This is a genomic window from Clostridium sp. AM34-9AC, from assembly GCF_003480225.1.
GTDB classification, from domain to species: domain Bacteria; phylum Bacillota; class Clostridia; order Lachnospirales; family Lachnospiraceae; genus Acetatifactor; species Acetatifactor acetigignens.
In genome coordinates this window covers 1-24,527 of the sequence record NZ_QUIU01000019.1, presented here as the reverse complement: position 1 = coordinate 24,527, position 24,527 = coordinate 1, and the positions used below count along the sequence as shown (strand labels likewise).

At 49.7% G+C, this 24,527-nt stretch carries 19 protein-coding genes and 1 pseudogene; 2 read left to right on the top strand and 18 right to left on the bottom strand.

Features of this window, described 5'->3' with window-relative positions:
* Window positions 1-77 precede the first annotated feature (77 nt).
* The 18 genes and pseudogenes from DW835_RS11760 to DW835_RS11675 form a co-directional block, all read right to left on the bottom strand.
* A complete protein-coding gene (locus DW835_RS11760) occupies window positions 78-1,943 on the bottom strand; it encodes a nucleoside-diphosphate sugar epimerase/dehydratase (protein ID WP_118731180.1) in 1,866 nt (621 codons plus the stop codon).
* The gene (locus tag DW835_RS11755) at window positions 1,933-3,519 is read right to left on the bottom strand and encodes a hypothetical protein (RefSeq protein WP_147353719.1); all 1,587 of its coding nucleotides are present in this window, start codon (window positions 3,517-3,519) and stop codon (window positions 1,933-1,935) included. The genes DW835_RS11760 and DW835_RS11755 overlap by 11 nt, the downstream gene beginning before the upstream one ends.
* A 450-nt stretch (window positions 3,520-3,969) precedes the next feature.
* Window positions 3,970-4,167, bottom strand: coding sequence for a hypothetical protein (locus DW835_RS11750; protein WP_118731178.1), 198 nt, complete (start codon window positions 4,165-4,167; stop codon window positions 3,970-3,972).
* On the bottom strand, window positions 4,168-5,664 hold the full coding sequence (locus tag DW835_RS11745; protein WP_118731177.1) for a DUF6056 family protein: 1,497 nt from the start codon (window positions 5,662-5,664) through the stop codon (window positions 4,168-4,170).
* A gap of 19 nt (window positions 5,665-5,683) precedes the next feature.
* A complete protein-coding gene (locus DW835_RS11740; RefSeq protein ID WP_118731176.1) occupies window positions 5,684-7,567 on the bottom strand; it encodes a hypothetical protein in 1,884 nt (627 codons plus the stop codon).
* Between the two features lie 30 nt (window positions 7,568-7,597).
* Window positions 7,598-9,697 (bottom strand): hypothetical protein, encoded by a 2,100-nt coding sequence (locus DW835_RS11735; protein WP_118731175.1) that lies wholly within the window; start codon window positions 9,695-9,697, stop codon window positions 7,598-7,600.
* A 68-nt stretch (window positions 9,698-9,765) separates the two neighbouring features.
* A complete protein-coding gene (locus DW835_RS11730) occupies window positions 9,766-10,776 on the bottom strand; it encodes a glycosyltransferase family 2 protein (protein WP_118731174.1) in 1,011 nt (336 codons plus the stop codon).
* Complete coding sequence (locus tag DW835_RS11725; protein ID WP_118731173.1) at window positions 10,766-12,085, bottom strand: glycosyltransferase; 1,320 nt, start codon at window positions 12,083-12,085, stop codon at window positions 10,766-10,768. Before DW835_RS11725 ends, DW835_RS11730 begins: the two co-directional genes overlap by 11 nt.
* Complete coding sequence (locus DW835_RS11720; RefSeq protein WP_118731172.1) at window positions 12,082-13,527, bottom strand: glycosyltransferase family 4 protein; 1,446 nt, start codon at window positions 13,525-13,527, stop codon at window positions 12,082-12,084. The genes DW835_RS11725 and DW835_RS11720 overlap by 4 nt, the downstream gene beginning before the upstream one ends.
* A gap of 15 nt (window positions 13,528-13,542) precedes the next feature.
* Entirely contained in the window at window positions 13,543-14,697 is a 1,155-nt protein-coding gene (locus DW835_RS11715; protein ID WP_118731171.1) for an EpsG family protein, read from the bottom strand.
* Between the two features lie 42 nt (window positions 14,698-14,739).
* Window positions 14,740-15,528, bottom strand: coding sequence for a glycosyltransferase family A protein (locus DW835_RS11710; RefSeq protein ID WP_118669690.1), 789 nt, complete (start codon window positions 15,526-15,528; stop codon window positions 14,740-14,742).
* Complete coding sequence (locus DW835_RS11705) at window positions 15,525-16,697, bottom strand: hypothetical protein (protein ID WP_117467221.1); 1,173 nt, start codon at window positions 16,695-16,697, stop codon at window positions 15,525-15,527. The genes DW835_RS11710 and DW835_RS11705 overlap by 4 nt, the downstream gene beginning before the upstream one ends.
* Window positions 16,698-16,716: 19 nt before the next feature.
* On the bottom strand, window positions 16,717-18,168 hold the full coding sequence (locus DW835_RS11700; protein ID WP_243037156.1) for an exopolysaccharide biosynthesis polyprenyl glycosylphosphotransferase: 1,452 nt from the start codon (window positions 18,166-18,168) through the stop codon (window positions 16,717-16,719).
* Window positions 18,169-18,180: 12 nt separating this feature from the next.
* The gene (locus DW835_RS11695; RefSeq protein ID WP_118731170.1) at window positions 18,181-18,942 is read right to left on the bottom strand and encodes a glycosyltransferase family 2 protein; all 762 of its coding nucleotides are present in this window, start codon (window positions 18,940-18,942) and stop codon (window positions 18,181-18,183) included.
* A 67-nt stretch (window positions 18,943-19,009) separates the two neighbouring features.
* Window positions 19,010-19,939, bottom strand: coding sequence for a hypothetical protein (locus DW835_RS11690; RefSeq protein ID WP_117467225.1), 930 nt, complete (start codon window positions 19,937-19,939; stop codon window positions 19,010-19,012).
* Window positions 19,936-20,988, bottom strand: coding sequence for a DUF6077 domain-containing protein (locus tag DW835_RS11685; protein WP_118731169.1), 1,053 nt, complete (start codon window positions 20,986-20,988; stop codon window positions 19,936-19,938). The genes DW835_RS11690 and DW835_RS11685 overlap by 4 nt, the downstream gene beginning before the upstream one ends.
* A gap of 132 nt (window positions 20,989-21,120) precedes the next feature.
* Window positions 21,121-21,468 (bottom strand): annotated as a pseudogene (locus DW835_RS11680) (sporulation initiation factor Spo0A C-terminal domain-containing protein); the annotation flags it as partial.
* Window positions 21,469-21,690: 222 nt separating this feature from the next.
* Window positions 21,691-22,620 carry a glycosyltransferase family 2 protein gene (locus DW835_RS11675; protein ID WP_118731168.1) on the bottom strand — a complete coding sequence of 310 codons (930 nt, stop codon included), beginning with the start codon at window positions 22,618-22,620 and terminating at the stop codon, window positions 21,691-21,693.
* A gap of 195 nt (window positions 22,621-22,815) precedes the next feature.
* Here DW835_RS11675 and DW835_RS11670 point away from each other — a divergent pair, with 195 nt between their 5' ends.
* Together DW835_RS11670 and DW835_RS11665 are read left to right on the top strand one after the other, a co-directional pair.
* Window positions 22,816-23,280 carry a divergent PAP2 family protein gene (locus tag DW835_RS11670; RefSeq protein WP_118502472.1) on the top strand — a complete coding sequence of 155 codons (465 nt, stop codon included), beginning with the start codon at window positions 22,816-22,818 and terminating at the stop codon, window positions 23,278-23,280.
* A gap of 22 nt (window positions 23,281-23,302) precedes the next feature.
* A complete protein-coding gene (locus DW835_RS11665) occupies window positions 23,303-24,478 on the top strand; it encodes a DUF3048 domain-containing protein (protein ID WP_118731167.1) in 1,176 nt (391 codons plus the stop codon).
* The last annotated feature ends 49 nt before the right edge of the window (window positions 24,479-24,527 follow it).

Here is a 24,527-nt window from a genome sequence, read left to right as displayed (position 1 = left end):
CTCCCTTCGTGTTGCTCTTGCCCTGTTTCCCTGCCCGGAAACCATTCGTACTACTCTTATTAGGATGGGGCCATCGGCTACTCCTCTGCCGGGTGGTAGGTGGTTACAATTTTTTCCACCGCTGCCCGGATGTCACTGGTCTCATCCATAGCCTCCCGTTCCAGTTCCACCAGCTGGCTGCGGAACACTTCTTCATCGAATTCAATGGGTTTGCCGATGAAGATCATCTTATTGGCTGTTTCCTTCAGTCCTTCTTCATTCATCAGCAGTTCCTCATACATTTTTTCACCGGGACGTAAGCCCGTAAATACGATCTGAATATCCTCCCCGACACGATAGCCGGACAGTTTGATCAGATTCGTGGCCAGATCCAGAATTTTCACCGGTTCTCCCATATCCAACACGAAGATCTCTCCGCCCCTCGCATAGGCTCCCGCCTGAAGTACCAGAGATACTGCTTCCGGAATCGTCATAAAATACCGGATAATATCCGGGTGGGTCACAGTCACGGGACCACCCTCGACAATCTGTTTCTTGAACAGCGGGATCACGCTGCCGTTGCTCCCCAGTACATTACCGAACCGGACCGCCACATAATTGGTCCGGGAGTTGCGGTTCATGGACTGGATCAGCATCTCACAGAGCCGTTTGGAAGCACCCATGATATTCGTGGGATTTACCGCCTTATCCGTGGAGATAAGTACGAATTTATCCACTCCGTACCGGTCTGCTGCCTGTGCTACCTTATAGGTACCGAATACATTATTTTTAATAGCCTCGTGTGGGCTGTCCTCCATGAGCGGCACATGTTTATGTGCAGCTGCATGATACACGATATTCGGTCGATATGTCTCGAAAATGCTGTCAATACGCTCTTTGTTACGCACAGATGCGATCAGTACCACCAGATCCAGCTCCGGATACTTGCGGATCAGCTCCTGTTGGATGTCATAAGCATTATTTTCATAGATATCCAGGATGATCAGCTGCTTCGGATGATGGGCTGCCAGCTGTCTGCACAGTTCACTTCCGATGGAACCGCCGCCTCCGGTCACCAATACCACCTTGCCGCCGACATGTCCCAACACTTCTTCCGTATTGATACGGATCGGTTCTCTGCCCAGCAGATCCTCGATCTCCACTTCTTTCAGACTGGATACCGAGACATCTCCGTTGATCAGCTGATAGGTTCCGGGAATGGTCCGCAGTTTGCAGCCGGACTCCTTGCAGATATCCAGAATTTCTTTTCTCGTCTGCACACTGGCAGAAGGAATTGCGAAGATGATCTCATCAATACTATATCGTCCCACAGCATCCAGAATACTCTCTCTGCCGCCAACGATCGGCACGCCACGCATAAGTTTACCGTGGCATCCGGGCTGGTCATCGATAATGCACTTGGCCCGCATGCTTAAGTAACGGCTGTTCTCGATCTCCTTGAGGATCATGTCACCACCGGCTCCTGCGCCGATGATCATGACATTGACACAATGTTCCTTGCCCAACAGGTTCATGCGTTTATTATTGATCAGACGTAAGATACGATAGCCGAAACGGATACAGCAGATGGCCAGTGTCAGCAGGAAAAAATACAATACTGAATAGCTTCTGGGCATCCGGTTGTCTGTAAATTTGCAATAGACGAACTGCGCCAGTGACGCGCAGGCAGTTGCCCCCACGATATTGACCAGTTCATTGGCACTGGCATAACGCCATACGCTGCGGTACAGTTTCCATATTACGAAAAATATCAGAGTTCCTATAATATTCGGGATCAGGAGGTTTTCACAATGTTTAAAAAATAGAGGATCAATATCCTGAAAAGAAAAATCATACCGAATATACAATGCTGCAAAGGATACCAGCAATATGGACATAATATCCATGATCACCAATGCAATGATCCTTTGCAGAGGAACTTTTGAATTGTATTTATTCTCCATCACAGATTGCCTTTCTCCAAGCGATGAACAACAGGGTGATCGTCAGACTGGATACTCCCCAGGAATACTCCAGCAGGCCGAATGCCACCGGAATCAGCACGAATAACTGTGCCGCTGCTGCCGCAGGATCTTTCTTTTCCGCGTAGGTCTTGCCCAGCCTTATCAGAGACCACAGCGCCAGAACTGCAAATACGATCATCATCGGAACGCCGAAGTCCGTACCGTATTGCAGGAAAATGTTGTGTGCATGTCCCACCCAGTAGTGCTCGTGCAATTGGAATCCCTGTTCGGAATAGGGATGTCCCGTCAGATTCAACTGGCTGATATAATATTTGTAAATGGTGCTTCGCACCAACAGAGTATCCGTATCCTGATCCGACCGCAATACCGGAATCTTGTTCGCCGGAATCTCGGTCTGTGCTTCTGCAGCTTCTGCCTTCATGGCAAACGGAGAATGCTCCAATGCATTCTCAAAAGTTTCGAAAATTCTGCCCAGAGCGGCATCCAGATATTCATCGATATCTACGAATTTTTCCGAGTTCCAGGGATCCCAGGAATGAACCTTTCCCTCGCTCCACTCTCCCCAAAACCATACCGGATGATGGAACACCGGCGGCAGATATCTGGTAGCGCTGAAGCAGATGGGAAATGTCAGAATCACGCACAATGACAGTGCCATCAGATTCTTGAACCATTTTTTATAACTTTTCAGTTTACAGATCATCCACAGGAAGCCACCGATCATCAGAACCGCCACCACCCATCCGGTGCGCCCTATGGTCAGCAGTTCGAACGTTAACACCACACCGGCCCCCAGCCAGTAGTACAGGCAGATCCATTTGCTGCACCGGTTTTTCGTCACATACAGGATTTTGGCAAAGACTGCTGCCAGTACTTCCAGGTAAAACAGGGCATTCAGGTTCGGGTTGTTATACATTCCCTGATATCTTACGCTGTCATAAGGCCGGAACACACAACAGAATCCCTGAAACACGAAAAATCCCAGTATGATACCGTTCAGGCATCCCTGAAACAGATCTTCTCTTTCCTCGGCGGTATAATCTGTCAGATAGAAACAGCCGAACATCACCAGATAGCAGAGCGGCCAGATGTAATCGCTTCTGGAGAAGATCATCAGAAACATCATCACTCCCCACACTGCCAGAAATTTCTTCTCAAGGACAGGATATTTTTTCTCAACGGCCACACGGATCACCGTATGGATCAGGGCATAACCGGTCAGGAACACTGCCAGCGCTGCCGACACTCGACCGTTCACAAAAGGATCAAACGAAGTTACTCCCACTACATAGGCAATCCCCACAGCTCCACCCAGAATCGTCCAGAGCAGATAAGGAAGCTTATGTGCCCTGATCTCTCCCCATTTGCAGTGGGACAGCAGTATCACTGCCATAATGCTGCCGGTCATATTGCGGAAAGTCTCAATATAGCCCTCTCTGCCGGAACCGGTCTTGGTTCGCTGATCGATCAGGCAGAACATGAAAAAGCAGAGGGTATATACTATCCTCTTCCATGACCATATATGAAACGTCTTGCCCTTTATTGAAAAGTCCATTTTGCTATCCTCATTTTCTTTGCTGTCATTGCATACTCTTCTATATTTTAAACAATTTGCGGTATAAGTACAAGCTTTTCTTTATCGGTCCATAAATTCTCATTTTCATTAAAGTATTTCCAAATCTGAAAGGCACCGATATTCCACCGATGCCTTCGCTACAACGCAATATGTATCTTCTTCTCCACTATTTTCCGGGCCGCCTCTGCACAGTCCAATGTAATCTCCCGATTGTCTATATCGTAGATTTCAGCTCCAAGGATTTTGATGATTCCATTGTTGCCGGTATCTCCGGTTCACCCGTCTGAAAGAGGCATCTATTTTACCTGCGGCACCTTTATCATCTGTAATTATGCAAAATTTTCCCTCTTCTTCCGGTAATTTCACAAGAACATGCAGACATACCGCAAGCATTTCTTCCCCAAGGTTGTCTCCGGATTCCTTATTGTTTCACACACCGGAGAAAAAACGCGTATAAAAGTCCTGCGTGTTTTTGCTTTTCTCTTCTACTATATTTCGAAGTCCCTCATCTTCAAGAAGTGTCTTTGCTATTGTACTTACCGGACTGTTGATCATCCGGATTGCCCCGATCAGGTAATTGTTCACCTGTTGTCTGGAAGAAAAGCAACTCTCCATAATATCCTGCAATTATTCTCCCGCCGTCCCGGTTGTCACCGTCACAGATTCCTTCCCATAATACTCCGCGCAGGCCGTATTTACCCACACATAGCCATTCTCGGGCTGCAGATCGGTATACATGAGCAGTTCCACATAATTCAGCGGTTGGAACACCGGATTTTTTACGGAATCGTCCTTCAACACGGCGATCCGCTCTTCCCAACCGGCACCGTAGGCCTGTGCCCAGCCGTTTCTCCACATGCGGTAGGCACGGTAACTGGTGGTGCTCTGGACATTGCCGAACAGAACGACTGCTGCCAGAAGTGCCCCCGTCACTGCAAAATAACGCAGGAGGTATTTCTGTGCCAACAGGTCTGCCTTTTCACTCTTTTCCGCTTTCAGAACCCGCTTTGCGATCCAGCCACACCAGTACAGTACATTGGCCACCATCCACAGCACATAAAAATACCACAGGATAGCTCCCTGCCTGCCGCCGCCCATGGTGCCGTCCACGTAGATCGTTGCAGTAGCCTGGGAGGCGTATACTCCGAAAGTCAGCGCAGTAAACAGGCCGGGGAAGCGAAACTCATAGTTCATTTTTCTGACCGCTTTCCAGAAGAAAGGGATCAGCAGAACCAGTAACAGCAGGACCTTCAGATTCGTCCAGCTGATAATATTCAGAAAAGTTCTCTCCAGGGACAGCCAGATGGCCATCAAAGGGGAATTGGCTGTGCTGCCGCCAAAATTGCCGTTGAGTCTGGTGGCTGTCAGCGGAGAAGTCACACACATCAATACGCTGAGTGTCTCTAACAGTGTCACGATCCAGGTCCGGCGGAAAGCATCTTTACGGCAGATCAGAAATAATATCTGCAGACAGATCAACAGGCACATGGTGGATACGCTGGTGGAAAAATTGTTACCACCCACCAGAATCGCCAGCAGGCAGGCCAGCACGGTAAGCACGACCCGCTTTGCCTTGCCGGTCTCGCGAAGCGCAATTTCCAGATACAGTGTCAGCAGGACCAGTGACAAGCTATACACAAAAGTGTAATTCACCGAACCGTTATACCAATAAAAGCTTTCCTCCGGATAGGGGCAGTAAAGCACCTGGAGAATTGCCATGGGAATACCGATGGGCAGGATCAGCCAACGGTTCTCCTTTGCCTGGCCCGCAATGCATTCTCTGAGCAGCAGGAACTGGGACAGGATCACGGAACCGATCATCAGATAGGGGGTGATCCGGTAAAAATGTTCTCCAAATGCCGCAGGCTGCAAAGCCGACAGAATCAGTATGGAAAATCTGGCTTCCCACACATTTTGTGCCAATGTCTGGTATATCGCATGAAATACACCGGCGATTCCTTCTCCGGCCTGCATTGCCCGGTACATATATTTTCCGAAAGACCAGTCATCCGCAGAGGGATAATCGTATTTTGCGATCGTAAACAGCGGCCACAGGATCACCGCCAGTGCCAGGATCCACGCGATGTGGATCAATATCATTTTCTTTCGTTCTGTCAGTTTCATTGGTATAAAATATCCTTTCTTACAATAGATCCGGTGTCCAGTCCATATCTACATCACTTCCGCCGCTGTCTCCACCGGAACTGCCGCTGTCACTGCTTCCGCTATCGTTGCTGCCAGAATCACTACTGCCGGAATCACTGCTGCCGCTGTCATCATCGTCGTCATCGTCATCATCCTGCGCAGGTTCCGGGGTCGGAGCCGGTGTGGGCGCAGGGGTCGGAGTGACTGCAGGCTTTGTCGCAGCAGGTTTGGTCGTTGGCTTTGGCGTGGTGCCGGGATTCTGGGTGGCTGCAGGTTTCTGAATACTTCCACCGGTCTTGTCTCCCGACACGGTTCCGCTGCCGGTGATCGTCTGCCCATCGTTACCGGCTGTACTGTTGCCATCTGCACTGCCGGTGATTTTGCCGGTAATGCTTCCTGTGATGCTTCCGGATGCAGTGGTATCATGGTTTTCTTCATAAGCCGCAAAAGGATCCTGTTTTGCCATTTCTCTGACCGCACCGGCGCTGACCCAGTATTTTCCGTCAAACCATTGTACTTCTCCGTCAAAAATACGGATCTGCGGGGTATCACTGTCTATGGCACCCGTGGTGTTGTCCGCTGCGTTGCCTTTCTCTCCGCCGTCCGTGGCGGCACCGGTTCCCTCTGCTGTATTTGCATTGTCCTCTGCTGTCATATCTTCTGTCACCTCATAGGACGTGTATTCCGGACGGGTCTCCAGTCCTATCATTTCCCCGCAAAAACGATACTCCTCTGCGGTAATATCCCCGCCGATTCCCTGCCACAGGCAGTTCTCACCGGTAGCATCATAGGCATAGAGGATCAGATCCGTATAATCTGTTCCCTCCAGCAGTTTTTTCTTGATTTCTTCGGAGGGCTGCTCTGTCAGGATCTTTCCTTCGGAATCAAAACTTCCCGTGTAAGTGATATATTCCATACCCTCCCGGTTGCTCCAGAGGGAATAGACATCCAGCGCACCTTCTCCGGTATGGACATCACAGGTATAGTCTCCCGTGAGCACACCGCCCTGCATGGTTCCCTGTTCATGGGTAATGCTCCCGGTAGCGCTGTCCACGCTCCAGGCTTCGAAGGTACCGTTCCAGTCCTTCATGGTTTCCGGTGTATCTGTCAGAGGCGCTGTTGTATCCGAAATCTCTGTCGTTGTATTTTCCCGGGCTCTGGCTTCTGTGGTTCCCGTTTCCTGTGTGGCATCGGAATTCTCAGTTTCTGCCGGATCCGCGATGTTCTCGTCCGCACCGGCCGCTGTCACTGTTACCAGCCGGATCGTTGCACCCTCCTGGCTCAGGAATCGTTTCGTGTCGTTTCCGGTATACCACACCCTGGAGAAGCATTGTCCCTCTTCCGTATAGCCGGTCTGTACATAAAGCAGAGGCTGACTGTCTCTTTCCAGATAGTAGTTTCGCTGTCCCTCTTTCAGTTTGGGCATCATGGTGGTGAACCAGTCCTCGCTGTCGATGAGATTCACGCTCTCACTCAGATACTCGGTCAGCTCCAGATCATTTTGCATTTCCTGTGCACGGCTGCGGATCCCCTCTGTCTCTTCCTCCAGATTCACGCTGATCTCCTGTAGAGCAGCAAATGCTTCCTCATCCGCATAGAGCCGGTAATCCTGTTCCAGCATATCCCGCTGTTTGCGGATGTATCCCGCTCTGTTGTAGGCATCGGCCAATGTCAGATAATCCTCCTGGGTAAACTCTCCTTTATTATATTTTGTCTCCAGATTGAGAATCTCCAGCTCCAGCTCTGAGAGCATCGGCTGTGCCTCTACGGGAGTCACGGCATCCTTCGCATTTTCATCACTGCCATCTCCGCAGGCCGTCAGGGATGTTACCAGAACAGCGCTCATGGCCAGTGCCAGAAATCTTGTTGCTTTTCTTTTCATCTTTTTGTCCTATCTGTTTTTCATTCTTAACTATTGTGCATCACTGATCAGTTTTCGCAGGAAAGTATCCGCCTCCGATCCCTGTGCATAGGTTCCCATATTCAGTACCTGTTGTGCCAGAGCATAGATGCTGCGGGCCTGCACCGGACCGTAAATGGTAATGTCCTTGCCATCCTTGTTCAGGATGATGTATCCGCGGAATGCATATTCCACCTTATACTGGTTTGCCGGAAGGCCGACCAGTACGGAAGTGAACCGGTATCTGCCACTCACGGTCTCATAAATACTATCCTGATGGGTGCCGTTGGCATTCGTACCGTAAGCAAGTCCGCTGATGACTTTTTCGCCACCTTTGATCATGGGATATGTATTCCGGTTGGCATTGTTCATGACCAGGGTTCCGTATTCTTTCAGGTAATAGCCATTGACACCGCCGGTTAACAGGGTGTTCCGTAGATCCGCACTGATACCTGTCTTAAAGCGGATTCCCGCTTTTCCGGTAATCCGGATGGAAAATCCGTGATAGGTCAGCAGATCCGTAAGTCCCGGCTGTTCTGTGGCCACATAGGCATTGTTACGATATTCCAGGGTCCAGACATACATGCCGATGGGCGCTCCGTTCTCATTATACCGGTACACAACCGCCGACTGGGCATTTCCGTTCGGCAGTTTGACGATACGGCGGTTATTCCGCACCTGTGGTGTATAGGCAATGCCGTCCACGTAGATCGTGGAAGCATCGTAACCCGACGGTACCTGCAATACCACATTGGTAGAGGAAGTCGGCATCGGGCAGGGGCTGGCCGGCATATTTTCATAGACCGGGATTTTGAAAACAAAGGTGTTCTCCAATGCTCCCGCGCTTTCGTACAGCTTTTTCATGCTCAGTGCTTCACTGGTAGGGGCTGCGATATTCTGCATATACTGATGGGTATATACCGGGTTGCTGGCCGTAGTAGACACATTGAATTTCTGCAGGTACAGGGTATCCTGTCCTTTTTTTATGTAATTCGCAGAGATGACATTGGCACCGCCCAGGATAGATGCATAGGCATTGTCCCAGCCATTGTTCCGGGCGTAGTTCAGTCCATTGGTGATCACCTGCTCGTTGGTGCTGCCGCTGGCTGAGATATTAAAATAGTTATAATATCCTTCATAGCCAGGATAGTTTCCGGAGATCAGCGGTGAGGTACCCTGTCCCTGCTCCTGGTAGACTCTTGCCGCCAGGTGGAACGGGCTGACCTGCTGCTCCGCGCCGATTGCCCAGAAGATATGGGAAAACGTCATATCCGTCTTAGGCGCCGGGCTGTTGCTGTTCATAAAAGTATTCTTCAGGAAGGTCTCTACTGCTGCCTCCGTGTGGTAACTCTCGTTATATGTCAGCTGTTCAAATTGAAAAATGGCATTCTCATGTAATGAATTTCTCGGATCCATGTATAATTTCAGTACATCTTCCGAAGCGAAATACCAGTTGGGGCTGTGCTGTCCTTCCTTGCAATAATCCCCGTAACTCTTATAGACCAGACTTTTTCCGCCCTGCAGTTCGTTGTTGACTGCGGTCTGGAAATCCAGTCCGGTATTCTGTCGTACAAAAGTCCAGTTGGGTTGTTTCTGTTTCAAAGCCTGCAATGCCTGCCGGTAGCTCTCCGGAAACTGCTCGATGTCCGCATAGACACCGGTGGCATTTTCCTCTGCCAGCATAACCGCCGCTCCGGGATTCATGCCGTACAGTTCTTCCCATTCCAGAAAACGTTCATCCGAGCATGCCAGATAATCCCGGGGGATATATCCCTCGTAGACCTTGCCCTTTACCTCGGCGGATACTTTTTCCCAGACCTGATAATCTTCATCCACCGTCACATCCCGGATCTCCACCATCTGTCCACTGGGCACGGTGACCACTTTTGTGCTGTCTTCCGACGCTTCCGCACGGATCGTCAGATCATCGCACAGATAGACCAGTGCCATGACTTCCCGGTCTTCTACTATATTCTGCAAAGCCCCTCGTGCTTCTTCGATCCATGCCTGATCTTCTTCATCCAATGCATGCGTCTGATAGGTATTTCCCTCGTAGGTGAATATAAATGCCGCCAGGAGAATTGCTCCCAGAAATGCCAATTTTCTCTTCATGTAACGTGACTCATTCCTTATTCTATGGTTGCTGTGTTGCCCGTTCTATCCTGCCTCTACATCGGGCATCACTCTATGTGCTTCAGTTTCTTATGCAGTACCCGGATTCCCTTCGGTGCAATGGCAAACAGTGTATGATAACACTTGTTCTTTTTGGTAAGCCAGGGAATTTTCATGGCTCTCCACCAGCCGTGGCGCAAATCGCGTACCACCCTGCGGTAAAATGCGTTGTCCCCGGTCATCTGTGCAATAGGGATGTGCAGCAGATAATCCAGCCGCTGGAAAATACCGAACCGGAATGCGATTTCCGACAGCTCCGGATATTTTCTATCCACCAGCGCAAGCACCATGTCCGCATTGTCGATATTGTCGGCGAATACTCTGGAGAACCGGTTCTTGTCTCTGGTATTGCTGTCCGGACGATAAAATACATGATACGCCTGTCCTGGAATGCATGCAATCCCCGGAACTGCACTTTCCTCCCGGGTCAGCATTTTTACTAATAAATGAAAATCTTCATTCAGTGCCCCCACCGGAAATTGTTCTATGGTAAACAGGTCCTTCCGCAAAAGCTTGGTACAGAAGGAGCAGTCTCCGCGGTGCATCAGAAGTTCCTTCAGAAAACCTTCTGCCGGGATCACCTGTTCCGTTGCCACCGGCTCGCAGATATTCGGTAAAATATTGCCGTCTTTGTCGATTTCATCTCTGCCGACCTGCGCTACGGGCATTCCGGTCTTTTCGATTGCCCCGTACAGCCGCTCATACATATCCGCATCCACGTAGTCATCGCTGTCCACAAAGCCCACATATTCTCCCCCGGCCTGCTGTAATCCGAAATTCCGGGCGGAAGAAGGCCCGCCGTTCTTTTTATGGAAGACGCGGATTCTCTCATCCTCCGTTGCCAGCCGGTCACATAATGCCGGTGTCTCATCCGTGGAACCGTCATCGATCAGCAGGATCTCCAGATTTTCGTAAGTCTGTGTCCGCAGGCTTTCCACGCAGCGGGGCAGATACGGTATGATATTGTACACCGGCACGATCACGCTGATCAGCGGTTGCTTGGTTACACTACTGTTCACTGTTTATTCTCCTATACATAGACCGCTCCGGGATCACAGGGGCCGGAGAGCAGGGGCCGTCATTCCATAATTGTGGAATCACCGGGGCAGGTGTTGTGATGTCCTGCATCACATCCTGGCCGGCATCCGGCATTTCCTGTTCTTCTGACATTTCTGGCAAGAACTTCATTTTCCGGCACAGTTCGATCAATCTTTCCGCAGCCGTCCGGGCATTCCATTCCCCGACAATGGTCTGCTGTGCGTTTTCTCCCAGTCTGCGGCACTCTCCGGGATCCCTGAGAAGCCGTTCCACGGTCCGAAATAATTCCTGTTCCTCACCGTCCCGGTACATACTGCCGTTTTCTCCCTGACGGATCAGCCAGGGAGCCGCTCCGATCATATGATCTGCCACCACAGCACAGCCGCTGTTCATGGCTTCATTCACCACTGCCCCCCAGCCTTCTTTGCGGTCACTGGTGACCAGATAGATTTCTGACTTTTCCATGGCCGCCCGGACTTCTTCCGGGCCTTGAAAACCGGGAAAGGTGATCACGTCGGTCACTCCGAGTTCCTCTGCCAGGCGATGCGTCTCTTCCTCCAGTTCCCCTCCGCCGATCATGGTAATATGAAACGTATTTTCTTCCAGATGTTCTTTTAAATAAGATGCTGTTTTCACCACCAGCTCTGGATGCTTCCAGTCGATCATCCGGGCCGCCCACAGAATACTGCCCGGTTCTTTGTGATTGAAGGGCTGCCCTGCCTCGTAATGCCTGGTCTCCGGGAAATAGCCGAAGCGCAGCATTTTGCCGGGGTAGGCATGGATCAGGTGATAATCGCAAGGCACATAGGCTCCTGCGCACAGGAAATACACCGGTGCCTTACGGTATCTGGTGTGATCCTTGTATTTTTGCAACAGGCCTCTCGGAGAAACAGCCTTCCATTGCCCTTCCTTATATAAGCGTTCATTATAACGGAAGATCGGTTTTCCGGCAGTCAGTCTCTCCTGAATATAGCTTTCGTCATCGCATCCGCCGAAGATCACCACATCCGCGGTAAGCAATAGTTTCTCAAAATCTTCCGCATTTGTGACGGCGTTGCTGTTCGACTCAGAGCCGGGCGTTTTCTCCACCCCAGACTTATGTGCACACGAATTCTTCGCAGCGTAGCGCACGTAGGGACGTTCCTCGGCCTGCCAGCCCATCTTCATCCGCTCTTCTTCCATGGGCTGTGTCTGCAGGAAACAGAAATCTCCCTCCAGCAATTCATACAGAGCATCACAGAAGGGCAGCTGATGATGATTAAAATAGTTTGAGACAAATATCAGCTTCATTCCTTCCTCCCTGCTATGTTTGCATAGATTTCCTGCAATTTTGCGAAATTCTGCTCTTTATCATGGGTTTTTCTTGCATGTTCTCTTGCATTTTTTGAGTATTCCAACATTTTCTCCGGAGAACTCCACATTTCGATAATAGAATTTGCCATGGAATTTACAATATTTTCCAATTCTTCTGTTTTTGTCGTTTTATAATTTCGCATGTTATTTTTACTTTCAGAAGCATCTGACGCATATTTGTCATTTTCAGCCACTTCCGACAGCTGATGTCCCCGGCACCACAGGCCGTCCCTTCCGCCATCAAACAGGCTGGGGATTCCCCCTACCTCCGTGCTGATGCAGGGAACTCCCAGAAGCATGGCCTCTCCCAGGGAATTCGGTGAATTTTCCAGAGAGGAACAGCACAGGAACAGATGACTTTTCAGAAATCTTTCCTTCATTTCTTCTCCGGTCAGTTTTCCGAGGAAGTGTACCCTGTCCTCCAGCTGTCCTTCCCGGATCAGTCTGCGCAGGTAACGGCCATATGCCGATATTTTCAGCTTTTCCTTCGGCGTCCGGTATGCCGTCAGATCATTTCCTGCCACATACACCTGTACCCGGGGATATTTCTCCCGGATCTGTGGCAAGGCCTGCAGCAGATAGTGCAGTCCTTTCAGAGGATAATCCGCCTGACTGACGAAAATGGAATAGGGTTCACAGTGCTCCGGCTGCCATTGTCCTTCATAAAAGGAAGCCCGCAGGGTCTCATTCATCGTATAATAATGTGCCTTGGGATTCCACGCGGTAGTCACTGCCCTGTCCCAGGCGGTTCTTCCGGTGATATTGCCGGCAAGTCCTATTGCTTCCCTCTCCATTACACCTCTGCGGGCAAATTTTTCCTGCTGGCTGCGCAGGGTATCCTTCTTCACCAGATCCCGGAAAGTGGTCTTGTGGATCTCCGATTCCGGCATATCGGCAAAATATGCCTCCGCACACAACGTACAGATTCCCTGAATTCCCACCAGTATCTTCTCCTTGTGGGGAAACACCCGGCATACTGCCAGTGTGTGTGGATATTCCGTGCCGAAACAGTGGATCACATCCGGTGAAAAGTCTTCCGTGATCCGATGCAGTTCTTCTTCCAGTAACGGCTGATATCTGTCGGGGTGTACGGTGTCTTCGTGGAATCCATAACATGTGATATTATATGTTTCAGCATCTGCACTTGTCTGTAAATGCTCCCGGTCTTCTTTTTCCCGTGGCATTGCTATCTGCAGTCTCCAGGGCACCTCCGTATCTGCCGGCACCGGGAATGCCACAGCCAGCTCCAGGTCACTGGAATTCTCCGCGGCTACCTGCTCCAACAGACCGGACAGCCAGCCCTCTTTATTCGAAGCTTCTTTATGCAATGCTTCGGCTATGACCGGAAGCATGATATTGCAGACCCACAGCACTTTCATAAATTAAATCCTCTTTTAATTAAAGATCCAGTTTAGATACGGAAGCAGCCGTATCTCCACATCATACATTCCCCGCAACAGCATTACGAAATACAATAGATATGCTGCAACAACGCCAATAATACACAGGGTTCGGAACCATCCCTTTTTGGCATCCTTCAGCACACCCGGAATCAGGAAAATCTGGCTTTGGATCAGGTAATATGCTACTCGGGATACTTCCGGGATAAAGGAGCCGCAGGAATAGAGCACCAGTCCCGCCAGATTCAGGTAGAAGTAATAACGGTTTCTGCGATTTTCCTGAACGCTGTCCTTCCAATAGATCAGGCACAGTATCAGCACTGCCAGGCATTTGGCGATGTTGACATAGGATAACTGTCCGTTGTCGAACATGGAATCCTTGTAATAGGGATAGAACCGGAAGATAATATTCCGGTACACATCCTGTCCGAAGATCAGAGATAAGATCAGTAATACGCCAACCGCATAGTGCCACTTTTTCAGCTGGATCCGGGACAAGAGATCTATCACAATATATGCCGGGATGACCAGCAGTACCGATTTGTGGATCGTACAGCCCAGCAGCACCCAGAGAAGAAACTTCCCATATTCTCCCCGCAGCACATATTTCTGCGCATACATGACCAGTGCCAGTGCGAAATAGTAACGTACCGAATTCATACTATTAAAGTAAAATCCCTGTGTCAATAACAGGAACAGGGAAAATACATACCAGTCCGCCTGATCATGCAGTGCCTTCAGGAAAAAGAAGACCGTAATCAGGGAAAAGAAGCCAAAGATCGGAAGATAAGATCCCTCTCCGAAAATCAGATGGAAAAATTTCACCAGATACACAAAACCGGTTTCGTAGGAGACATGCCTTCCTTGATCGATCAGCTGAAATTTCAGCCAGTAGACCCAGTAATCACCGCCCACAGCAATGCGGCAGGCAGAAACCCCGGCCAGGAGACAGAAGATGGCGAATTCCGCCACAGCATTGCACGCCTGCTGTCTGTCCGGCCCGGCCGCCATCAGATCCCCGGAGGTATTTCCACGAAAGGAGCGTCTGCCGGACAGATATTCTGTCGTATAGTCACGATTTTTTACCAGAAAACCGAATGCTACGGTAACAACTGTCAATATGATATACACCAGTGCGCTCTTCTCCATGTGGAACCTCCTTTCTTTATGGCCTTTTTTCCAAAAAGCAAGCTATCGTCTTCCTGCCTCCCGGATGCCTTCCCGCATCCACTGTTTTGCCTGCTGCAGGCTTACCTCTGTGCACAGCGTACCCTTATGAGCATACAAAAACCGCAGTGCCAGCGGCCATTCCAGCCATCCATACAGATAATGATACAGTACTCCTCTGTCATGGAAAAATTTTTCATTATAGCCATGAAACCAGGTGGATTCCCCGGCTTCCTCTCTGCCGATGGTCACCGGTGCGGTATATACCCGGTATCCTTTTTTTATAAACTCTGTCAAAAACAGGCTGTCTTCTCCATTGCTGTATTTTGCACCGCCGCCAAACAGCAGGGAGAACGTAATACCAGATTGCAGCAGGCTTTCTCTGCGTACAGCAAAACTGACTGCGCCATACCGCCCGCAATTATACCAACGTACCGGTTTCCGTTCCGTAATATGGTAGGTGCGGCGTTCTTCCTCCACCTCGATATTGAAAATGATCATATCGGCCCGGGGATTCCGTTCAAACTCCGCAAGAACAGCCGCCTCATAACCATCTTCATACACAATATCCGCATCCGAAAAAAGGCAGATGTCCCCTTCCGCCCGAAGAATGGCCTCATTGCGGCTTCTGCCGATGCCACGATCGGGAAAACTGCAGAAACGGATTCTTCCGTTCCCCGGAGATATCTGCATTTCCTCCTGCCCCAGCCGGTCGCACTGATTGATGATCACCGCATCCGATTGCAGGTTCATATGTTGTACGGTCTCCGGAAGAGAAGCATTCATTACCGATGCCAGAACTTCTACCTTCATGCCTGCTCTCCTCCGTGTTCTGTATTCTGTGTCTGCATGGCTCCCGGCAGAAAATAATAGCTGCGGATCAGCTGTTCATCCGCATTCCACAGGAAGGCTCCGTCCACAGAGCAGTCCTGGGTATGCAGATACTCTAATACCGCTTCCAGTCTCTTTCCCACCCGTTCTCCGGCCGGCACCGCCAGCAGAAAGGCATCTGCCTTACGAAGTGTCTCTCCACTCTCCGGGCATAACAACGGACTGGGAACCGCTACATATTCCACCGGTATTCCCTTCCGGATCTTACCTGTCTTAGCCAGCTTCTGCAAATTCTCCACGACTTCCTTCGGATCCGCTTCCGGCAGTGCCACACATACTGCCACACGGCAGATTTCCGCATTTTCGGACTCCTTTGCCTGCTTTTTATCGTACACTTTCTCCAGCGTATACATCAGATTTTCCGCAAATCCCACACTGCGCACCGTTCCCAGACTGTTCAGTCCGTAGCGTCTGCGAAGTGTTGCCGGCAGCCAGATGCTGTCCTGCGAGATCTCCACCAGCAAAAAGAGCACTACTGCAAAAAACAGAGACAATACCGCCGCCAGAATGACTGCCCGCACCGGGCGCACATCCGGTACCACGACTTCTGCAAAATCTCCGTGATCCAGCACTTTGATCCGGTCGATCTCCACGATACTCTCTGCAAATTCGTCACACATGGTATCCTCCACTGCATGGGCCAGAGCAATACTCATCTCCGGATCCTGAGTTGCCGCCTGTGTCACCGGAACACTGAAATCCGAGGGAAGTGTTGCCGAGAGGTCTGCGATCCACTGATCTCTGCCCAGAGACAGTGCTTCCGAAGCTCCATTGTCTCCCCGTTCCACAGCCTCCTGCAGATGCTTCTCCACACCATCCAGGAATTCTCCCGTATGGATCATGGTGTTCCATGTAGCCTCGTTAATGTAGTACGCACCCGCCGCATTGGGGTTCTCTTTATATTCTACCTTATAAGTGGAAGAAGCCGCATACCCTGGATCGGGCTGCAGCACCACATTTTTTACATAATAACCGCCACCGAACAGTAATGTTCCCACTACTGTCACAGCCAGTATTTTCCACAGATTGCGGCATAGCCGCAGACACATAAGTCTCAGGTCGAAGGGCTCTTTTCCGTAGCTTACTTCCATGCGTCTACCTCCTGCCTTCTCAGTCGTCATCCTTCTCGGCACGACCATCGTAGGTTGCCTTGAAAGCCGTTACCTGTTCGCTCTCCACACCCTCGGTACTGTCCGGCCAGAACAATACCTTCAGTGTCAGAAGCATCAATTTAAGATCCAGCCACACAGAATAATTCTCGATATATGTTAAATCCAGTTTTAATTTATCATACGGAGAAGTATTGTACTTTCCGTATACCTGTGCGAAACCGGCCAGTCCCGCTTTCACCTTCATACGGAATGCGAACTCCGGCATGACTTCCATGTACTGTGCAATAATCTCCGGGCGCTCCGGTCTGGGGCCGATGAAAGACATATCTCCCCGCAGAATATTGATCAGCTGGGGCAGTTCATCCAGCCGGCATTTGCGGATCACCTTACCCACGGGAGTGATACGCTTATCCCCTTTCTGTGCCAGACGTGCCACGCCGTCCTTCTCGGCATCAGTGCGCATACTGCGGAACTTCATAATATAGAATTCCCTCTGTCCGGTGGTGCAGCGCACCTGCTTGTACAATACAGGTCCGCCGTCATAAAGCTTGATGGCAAGCGCTGTCAGAAGCATCAGCGGTGAAGTCACCACCAACAGGATCAACGAACAGATCACATCGATAGATCGCTTGATGAACCGCTGCTCCATGCTCAGGGAGTACTCTCTGGTCAGCAGGATCGGAGTGTCAAATACATGCAGTTCCTCGGAGCCAACTAAAATAACATCTGATATTTTAGGCATGACATAGACACGAATGGAATGGGAATAGCAGAATTTCAGGATAATATTGCGATCCTTTTCATTAATATCCCAGATCACTACCGCATTGATCTCACCATTCTGATAATTAACCAGAATCTCCCGACACAGCTCTGTTGTACCCTTTTTGATGTGCTCGCATTTTGTGATCTTATATTTGTCCTTACGGCTTTCAAATTTGTTGACAATGTCTTCGATGGGACGATCACCGTGGATCAGCAGAAGCTCTCTGGGCGGGAATGCTGTACGATAGATCTTGTTGGCAATATTGGCATAGATGATCACCGCTATGATCTGTAAAAATACCATCAGCAGGAACATGTCCGCCGGGAAAATGCTGCGGGCCATCATACACAGCTCCGCATAGATCAGTACATCCGCCATCAGGGTTGCAAACACCTGGGAGAAAATGATCTCCGTGTTTTTCATGTATCCCAGACGCATGCCGCCGTAGGTCACGGAGAAAAATATCAGGATTGCACTGTAGATACCGTTTTCCAGCAGAAAGCCACGATACCAGATCTTCTGCAGGGGATCTACCAGCTGGAACTGGAAATGGAACTGCCACATGTAGGCAAACAGGCTGATCTCCAGCAACAGACAGATCATCGACAACCCTATATTGATCAGACGCTTAAAGGATTCCCTTTTCCGCAGTCGGTTTTCATAATAATTACCGTTTGTATTCAAAACAAACTCCTCCTATACTCTGCGTTTTACGGCGCGTACCGCCCAGAAGCAGAAATGCCAGGCACTGTTCGGCACTGACATGCCTTCCGCCTTACGGTACAGATTCCAGATCCTCCGCAAAGCTTCCAGCTTATTCGATGACAGGGATTTCCCTGCTCTCCGATATTTTACCAAATTTTGATCCAAACCACAAGCTACATAACCCTCCCGCAGTATTCTCCACCACAGGGCAGTGTCCTCACTCTTGATCTGGGGCATCTGCAGTTGTTCTTTCGACAGCTGTTCCATATCGAACATCACGGTACTGGTAAAAATTGTGGTATTTTTCAAAGCTTCTTTATAAGTAATCGTGGCCGGCACACGGACAATCTTTCCGGTGCCCTTGCCATTCTCATCGGCGAATTCATAGCCGGTAAACACAAAGGCTGCCTGTTTCTCTTTCAGAAAAGCCAGCTCTTTTTCCAGCTTGTCCGGTGTCCACAGGTCATCTGCATCCAGATAGGCCAGATACCGGCCTTTTGCTTCGTTGACTCCCAGATTACGTGCTCTCGCCGCCCCCAGATTCGTAGAGTAAGTCAGCATGCGGATTCTCGTATCTCCGGTTCTCTGAATATATTGTTCTATGATCTCCCTGCTGCGGTCCGAGCCGCAATCCTCCACCAGCAGCAGTTCCCAGTGTGGATACGTCTGTGCCCGGACGCAGTCCATCGTTTCTTCTATATAACGTTCTGCCCGGTACACCGGCACCACAATACTGATCAGTTCCTGTTCCATTTTGCTTTCCTGTTCCTAATTCTTACAAATCGTTATAGTTTTCCCTATCTTTCCGCAAGATGCCTACTTACATCACGATCAGGAAATATCCGCCAAAGGACCGCAGTCTGCCGTCCGCAGCCTCTTGCAATTCCTTCTGTACATCCTCCGACAGGTCCTCCGGCAATAAAATGTAGTCTATACCGGCCTTCCCGGCGCTGTCAAGGCACGCAGCAAAATCTATTTTCCTGCCACCGGCTTCTGTCGTGGTATTTTCATCTGTCCGCAGATATTCCGTCTCCCCGGTAGTCTCCAGGTGGCTCATCCACAGATACATATCTTCCTGCCAGGTCTCATAGGTATCATAGGAGTAGCTGCCCAGCGATGCATCCCAGATGCTTCTGCCGTATACCGGGTGGATCTCAGCGCTGTAGGCTCTGGCAGCCTCTATGACCTCCTTCGGCGCCCACAGACTGTATTCCCGTGAGTTTCCTTTTTCCGCATTGTATACAGAAAGCTGCTCCAGAATTTCCCTGGCGGGAGTTCCCTGTTGCTGTCCGGGCATTCCCGTCAGTGCCGGTATCTGCGTTGTCTGTGCCACGGTCCATTCCGACACCGGGTTTCCACCCAGGAACAGGATGCCCAGCAGGATCAGCGCAGCCATCCCGTTTCGCAGGCTTTTCTCTTTTAATAAGTTACACAGAAAGTCCGTTGCTGCCCATGCGATCAATGCTGTCTGGGGTACCGCCGCCCAGATCCATACATAAGAGTAAAAGGCGGTCTGGTATTTTAACAGGATCAGTGCCGTTACGGGACAGATACAGCCAAATGTCGCCAGCGCTCCGTAAAGATACAGCCGTTTCCGTGCTTTTTCCGCCCCGGATGCATTGGCTTCCTTTCCGGAACCATAGAGGACAAATCCCAGATACAGGATCGCCAGCAGCAAAAGTGCCGCAAATTTTCCATGTTGTGTATAGTCGGTCCAGCCTGTCAGGGCGGACTGCAGAAGTGTCATCATTCTGTAGCCTCCTCTCCTGACCTGCCATGTGCATCAGTCATTTCCCGTTTTTCCCATCGTTTCCGGAACTGGGAAACCAACGCTCCAAGTATCAGCCATGCCACAGTAACAAGCAGGCAGACTCCCGCGCCATACAGGGTCCAGACTATGCAGGCCTCCGCCAGGATGCAAAGGATCACGCCCGTATATTTTCTGTCCATCAGACAGGACAGCAGATACGGAAGCAACACCGCCGCCCGGATCGTCACACCGCGGAATCCTCCGTAAAACACATCAAAACCATCCACTCCGGGCATATAGGCCCCTGTACTGAACAGTATTCCCACGATCAGCAAAAACGTCCGTCTTTTCACAGAATTTTCCGGAAAAAGTGCTTTCCCCAGGCTTCCGTAAGCTACATAAGACAACAGCAACGTAATGCAGGGGATCAGACGATACACCACGTCTACGGGTGCCATACCCGTAAAACGGCTGATGGCCCCGTACAGAGTGGGCAGGCACAATATTTTCAACCGTAAGGACATCCCCATCGAATATGCCGTCCCCGTGAGAGGATTCACGGTATAAACAGCATTTTCCCTGAGAAATGTATTCACGGTCTCCACCGTCATATCTCCGGTCAGCCACATACGGTTCCCCGTCAGAATCCGCAGAATCTGCAGCAGAATCAGAAATGCCAGGACGCCCGTGAGGATCTGTGTGTATTTTTCCTTTGCCGTATCTGTCCCGCTGTTTTGATCCGCAACTGGATCATTTTTACCGGCTGTGGCCCGTTTTCGTGTCTGTCTGGATATTACAGACAATAATATCGCCGCCAGCAGAACGATTCCCACCTCTGCCAGCAGCAGATCCGTTACAGTCAAAAAAGACCACCCTAACAGGCAGCCTGCCAAATGGGCGATCTCTGTCAGCCCGATAATGATCAGGCTCCCCCCGATCAAAATATCCGATGTCCGAAAAGTCATTTCATCTCCCATACCCGCCTTTTTCTTACACGGGCTTTTGTACATCTTACCATATTTATATGGACTTGACAAATATAACAGCATTTCCCTGCAACAAAAAACCGCGTACCGGAAACTTCCCATTCCGATACGCAGTCTTTCTCAGTCTGCAGAGGAGAATACTGCATCTGCTTAATTAACAAACTCTCCCTGTTCCAAACAATTAAAATCAATATGTTACATAGCCTTATAATCCAGCCGGATGTTGTCGGCGATACGTGCGATGTACTCGCTGTTCGTAGGTCTTGTCCTTCCGGAGGCTACAGAATAGCCAAAAATCTTTTCGAATGTCTCCACATTTCCTCTGGACCAGGACACTTCAATGGCGTTCCTGATCGCACGTTCCACTTTCTGATCTGTGGTCTTGAAATGTTTCGCGATGGTGGGATATAACAGCTTGGTAACGCTGCTTACTACCTCCATGTCTTTCCCTGACAAAATGATTGCATCACGCAAATAGTGATAACCCTTCAAATGCGCCGGCACCCCTATCTCCAACATGATTTTGGTTACATATCTCTCTAACTCTGAATCTTTTACTGCAACAATATCCAAAACAAGTCCCCCTTTTTACTTGTCGAGTATTGCTCCTCTGCAGTGACTGATAGAGAAATCATATCATAGCTGTCGATATTTGAAAAGACATTTTTCCGTTAAAATATAGTTAAGAAACTAAAAATGTTACATTTTACCCATATTTTGTAACATTTTTACGTACATAAAAAACGGATATTTATGCTGTTTTTCTTAAATTTCCTCTTTTACCAGGTAAATCGGACGGCGTTTTACTTCCATGTATGCCTTTGCCAGATACTGCCCCAGAATACCCGTGCAGAAAAACTGTACGCCGCTGGTCATCAGGATGATGCACACCAGAGAAGGCCAGCCGGACACCGGATCTCCGAAGATCAGCTTCCGCACGATGATAAATATGATCATCAAAAAGGCAATGATGCAGAACAGCACGCCCACAAAGGAAGCGATCAAAAGCGGTGCCGTGGAAAATGCGGTGATACCGTCAAGGGAATATACCAGGAGCTTCCAGAAATTCCACTTGGTCTCGCCCTTGGCGCGCTCTACATTCTCATATTCCAGCCATTTGGTCTTAAAGCCGACCCAGCCGAAGATTCCTTTGGTAAAACGATTATATTCCCGCATGGACAGGATGGCATCCACCATCTGTCTGGTCATCAGGCGATAATCTCTCGCTCCGTCCATTATTTCCGTCTGGGATATCTTCTTCATCAGACGATAAAAGCTTCTGGCAAAAAAGCTGCGGATCGGCGGTTCGCCCTTGCGGGTCACGCGGCGGGTCGCTACAGAATCATACCCCTGCCAGATCCATTCAAACATCTCCGGCAGCAAGGAAGGCGGATCCTGCAGATCCACATCCATCATAACCACGTAATCGCCCTTCGACTTTTCCAGTCCGGCAAACATCGCCGCTTCCTTTCCGAAATTTCTGGAGAAAGAGACAATATGCACACGGGAATCCTGTTCGATCAGCTTTTTCACTTCTCTCACAGTGCCGTCTTTGGAACCGTCATCAATATAGAGAAGCTCCAGTTCTATTTCCTTTTCCTTGAAAAAAGGATCATTTTTCGTCAATTCCTGATAAAACAGGGCAACGCTTTCTTCTTCATTATAGCAGGGAACGATCACGCTCAATAAGCTCATTTTGTAATCTCCTTATGTTTTCCTGTCGCTTTTTCAGGCTTATCTGCGCCACTGTGCGACAGGTAACAGCTATATTATACTATCCTTCGATGCATCATTTCAAGGTCAACACTGTACTTTTTCCGCTTTTTGGATTATACTGGATTTATATATGTCTGTTCTGCAAACTACAGCATATAGGAAACGAGGTTATTTATGACTTTTTTTGAACAGTTTTTCAGCAATACCATTTTCCTGACTGCAGCCTTCGGCTGGCTGGTGGCACAGGTTCTGAAGACGCTGATCCATTTGATCGTCTCCAAGAAATTCGTTGCGGAGCGTCTGGTCGGCAGCGGCGGTATGCCCAGTTCTCACTCTGCTACCGTATGTGCCCTGGTAACAGCGGTCTGCTACGAATACGGTGCGGGAAGCTTTGAATTTGCCATTTCCCTGATCCTGGCGATCATTGTAATGTATGATGCTATGGGAGTACGCAGAGAGACCGGTATTCAGGCACAGGTATTGAACGAAATGCTGAAGGTCTTCGAAGATATGGGCCGCAGTGAGATTTCCGCCCATGATAAATTAAAGGAATTCGTGGGACATACTCCCCTGCAGGTGTTGATGGGTGCGCTGTTAGGCATTTTATGCGGCGTGGTCATTTACAGCTTCTTACTCTGATAACCAATCGAGGTGTGATTATATGTGTAAATATAAATTTCGACGGCAGTTTCTGCAGACTGCGGTACCTCTTCTGCTGACTGTCTCCATGATGCTTACCGGATGTGGACAGACGGGTAACTCCGATTCCCCGGTCCGTCCGATCCTCCCGGATAACAGCCCGGATTCCTCCACAGTTTCTTCCGGGGAAAAGCTTCCGGATCCCGTAACGATCGTTGTAGAGGATGATTCCACTCCTCCCGCTGAGGGCATGGTCCGCAGCCGTCTTACGAACGAATGGGTGGATGCCGATGTGGCTGCCACACGCCCCATTGCCGTAATGATTCCTAATGAGGCCTCTGCAATTCCACAATACAGTCTGTCCGATGCTTCTATTATTTATGAGGCGAATGTTGAAAACCGTATGACCCGGATGATGGCAATCTACGAAGACTGGCAGAATCTGGACAAGATCGGCAATATACGCAGTCTTCGTGATTATTATGCTTACTGGGCATTCGAATGGGATGCTTTTATCGTACATTTCGGCGGTCCGTTTTTCATCAATGAGCTGCTGGTGCAGCCGGATACTCAGGATGTGGACGGTACCTCCGGGAGTGATGAGGCTGCCTTTTTCCGTACTACCGACCGCAACAAGCCTCACAATGCTTATGCTTCCGGTGAAGGTCTGCAGAAGGTGATCGAGAAAAAGGGCTACAGCCTGGGATACCGCGGACTCAGCGATGAGAATCACTTCCGGTTTGCCACCAAGGCGGAACCGAACACCCTTGGGCAGTATGGTGCCAAAGCAAAGGATGCCACCTATATCGATATGTCCGGGTGTTATCCGCTGACAAGGTGTTATTTTGAATTTAACGAGGATGACGGCCTCTATTACCGTTCCCAGCATCTGTCCGGCAGCACAGACGGCCCTCATATAGATGCCGCCACCGGAGAGCAGCTGACTTTCAAAAATATTCTGGTACAGAATACGTTTCACGAGGAACTGGGCGAGGGGTATCTGGCTTTTCAGTGTCATGACACCACCCGGGACGGCTGGTTCTTCACCAATGGCAGAGGAATACATGTGAATTGGGAGAAGACTTCCGATTACAGTGCCACCAGATATTACGATGACAACGGGGACGAGATCATCCTCAATACCGGCAAGACCATGATCTGTATTATCGAAGATGGAGATTCCTTTACGTTCCATTAATGTAAATGGAAAGTTAGCCTAGCTACGAGCCATGCAAAAATAGAGTGGA

Bases quoted from the DNA above. Each gene is read 5' to 3' on its own strand.
- DW835_RS11705 (WP_117467221.1), bottom strand. From the start codon at position 16,697: ATGGAAGTAAGCTACGGAAAAGAGCCCTTCGACCTGAGACTTATGTGT.
- DW835_RS11735 (WP_118731175.1), bottom strand. From the start codon at position 9,697: ATGAAGAGAAAATTGGCATTTCTGGGAGCAATTCTCCTGGCGGCATTT.
- DW835_RS11685 (WP_118731169.1), bottom strand. From the start codon at position 20,988: ATGCTGTTATATTTGTCAAGTCCATATAAATATGGTAAGATGTACAAA.
- DW835_RS11665 (WP_118731167.1), top strand. From the start codon at position 23,303: ATGTGTAAATATAAATTTCGACGGCAGTTTCTGCAGACTGCGGTACCT.
- DW835_RS11745 (WP_118731177.1), bottom strand. From the start codon at position 5,664: ATGAAACTGACAGAACGAAAGAAAATGATATTGATCCACATCGCGTGG.
- DW835_RS11755 (WP_147353719.1), bottom strand. From the start codon at position 3,519: ATGGACTTTTCAATAAAGGGCAAGACGTTTCATATATGGTCATGGAAG.
- DW835_RS11760 (WP_118731180.1), bottom strand. From the start codon at position 1,943: ATGGAGAATAAATACAATTCAAAAGTTCCTCTGCAAAGGATCATTGCA.
- DW835_RS11710 (WP_118669690.1), bottom strand. From the start codon at position 15,528: ATGAAGGTAGAAGTTCTGGCATCGGTAATGAATGCTTCTCTTCCGGAG.
- DW835_RS11715 (WP_118731171.1), bottom strand. From the start codon at position 14,697: ATGGAGAAGAGCGCACTGGTGTATATCATATTGACAGTTGTTACCGTA.
- DW835_RS11670 (WP_118502472.1), top strand. From the start codon at position 22,816: ATGACTTTTTTTGAACAGTTTTTCAGCAATACCATTTTCCTGACTGCA.
- DW835_RS11740 (WP_118731176.1), bottom strand. From the start codon at position 7,567: ATGAAAAGAAAAGCAACAAGATTTCTGGCACTGGCCATGAGCGCTGTT.
- DW835_RS11675 (WP_118731168.1), bottom strand. From the start codon at position 22,620: ATGAGCTTATTGAGCGTGATCGTTCCCTGCTATAATGAAGAAGAAAGC.
- DW835_RS11690 (WP_117467225.1), bottom strand. From the start codon at position 19,939: ATGATGACACTTCTGCAGTCCGCCCTGACAGGCTGGACCGACTATACA.
- DW835_RS11720 (WP_118731172.1), bottom strand. From the start codon at position 13,527: ATGAAAGTGCTGTGGGTCTGCAATATCATGCTTCCGGTCATAGCCGAA.
- DW835_RS11695 (WP_118731170.1), bottom strand. From the start codon at position 18,942: ATGGAACAGGAACTGATCAGTATTGTGGTGCCGGTGTACCGGGCAGAA.
- DW835_RS11725 (WP_118731173.1), bottom strand. From the start codon at position 12,085: ATGAAGCTGATATTTGTCTCAAACTATTTTAATCATCATCAGCTGCCC.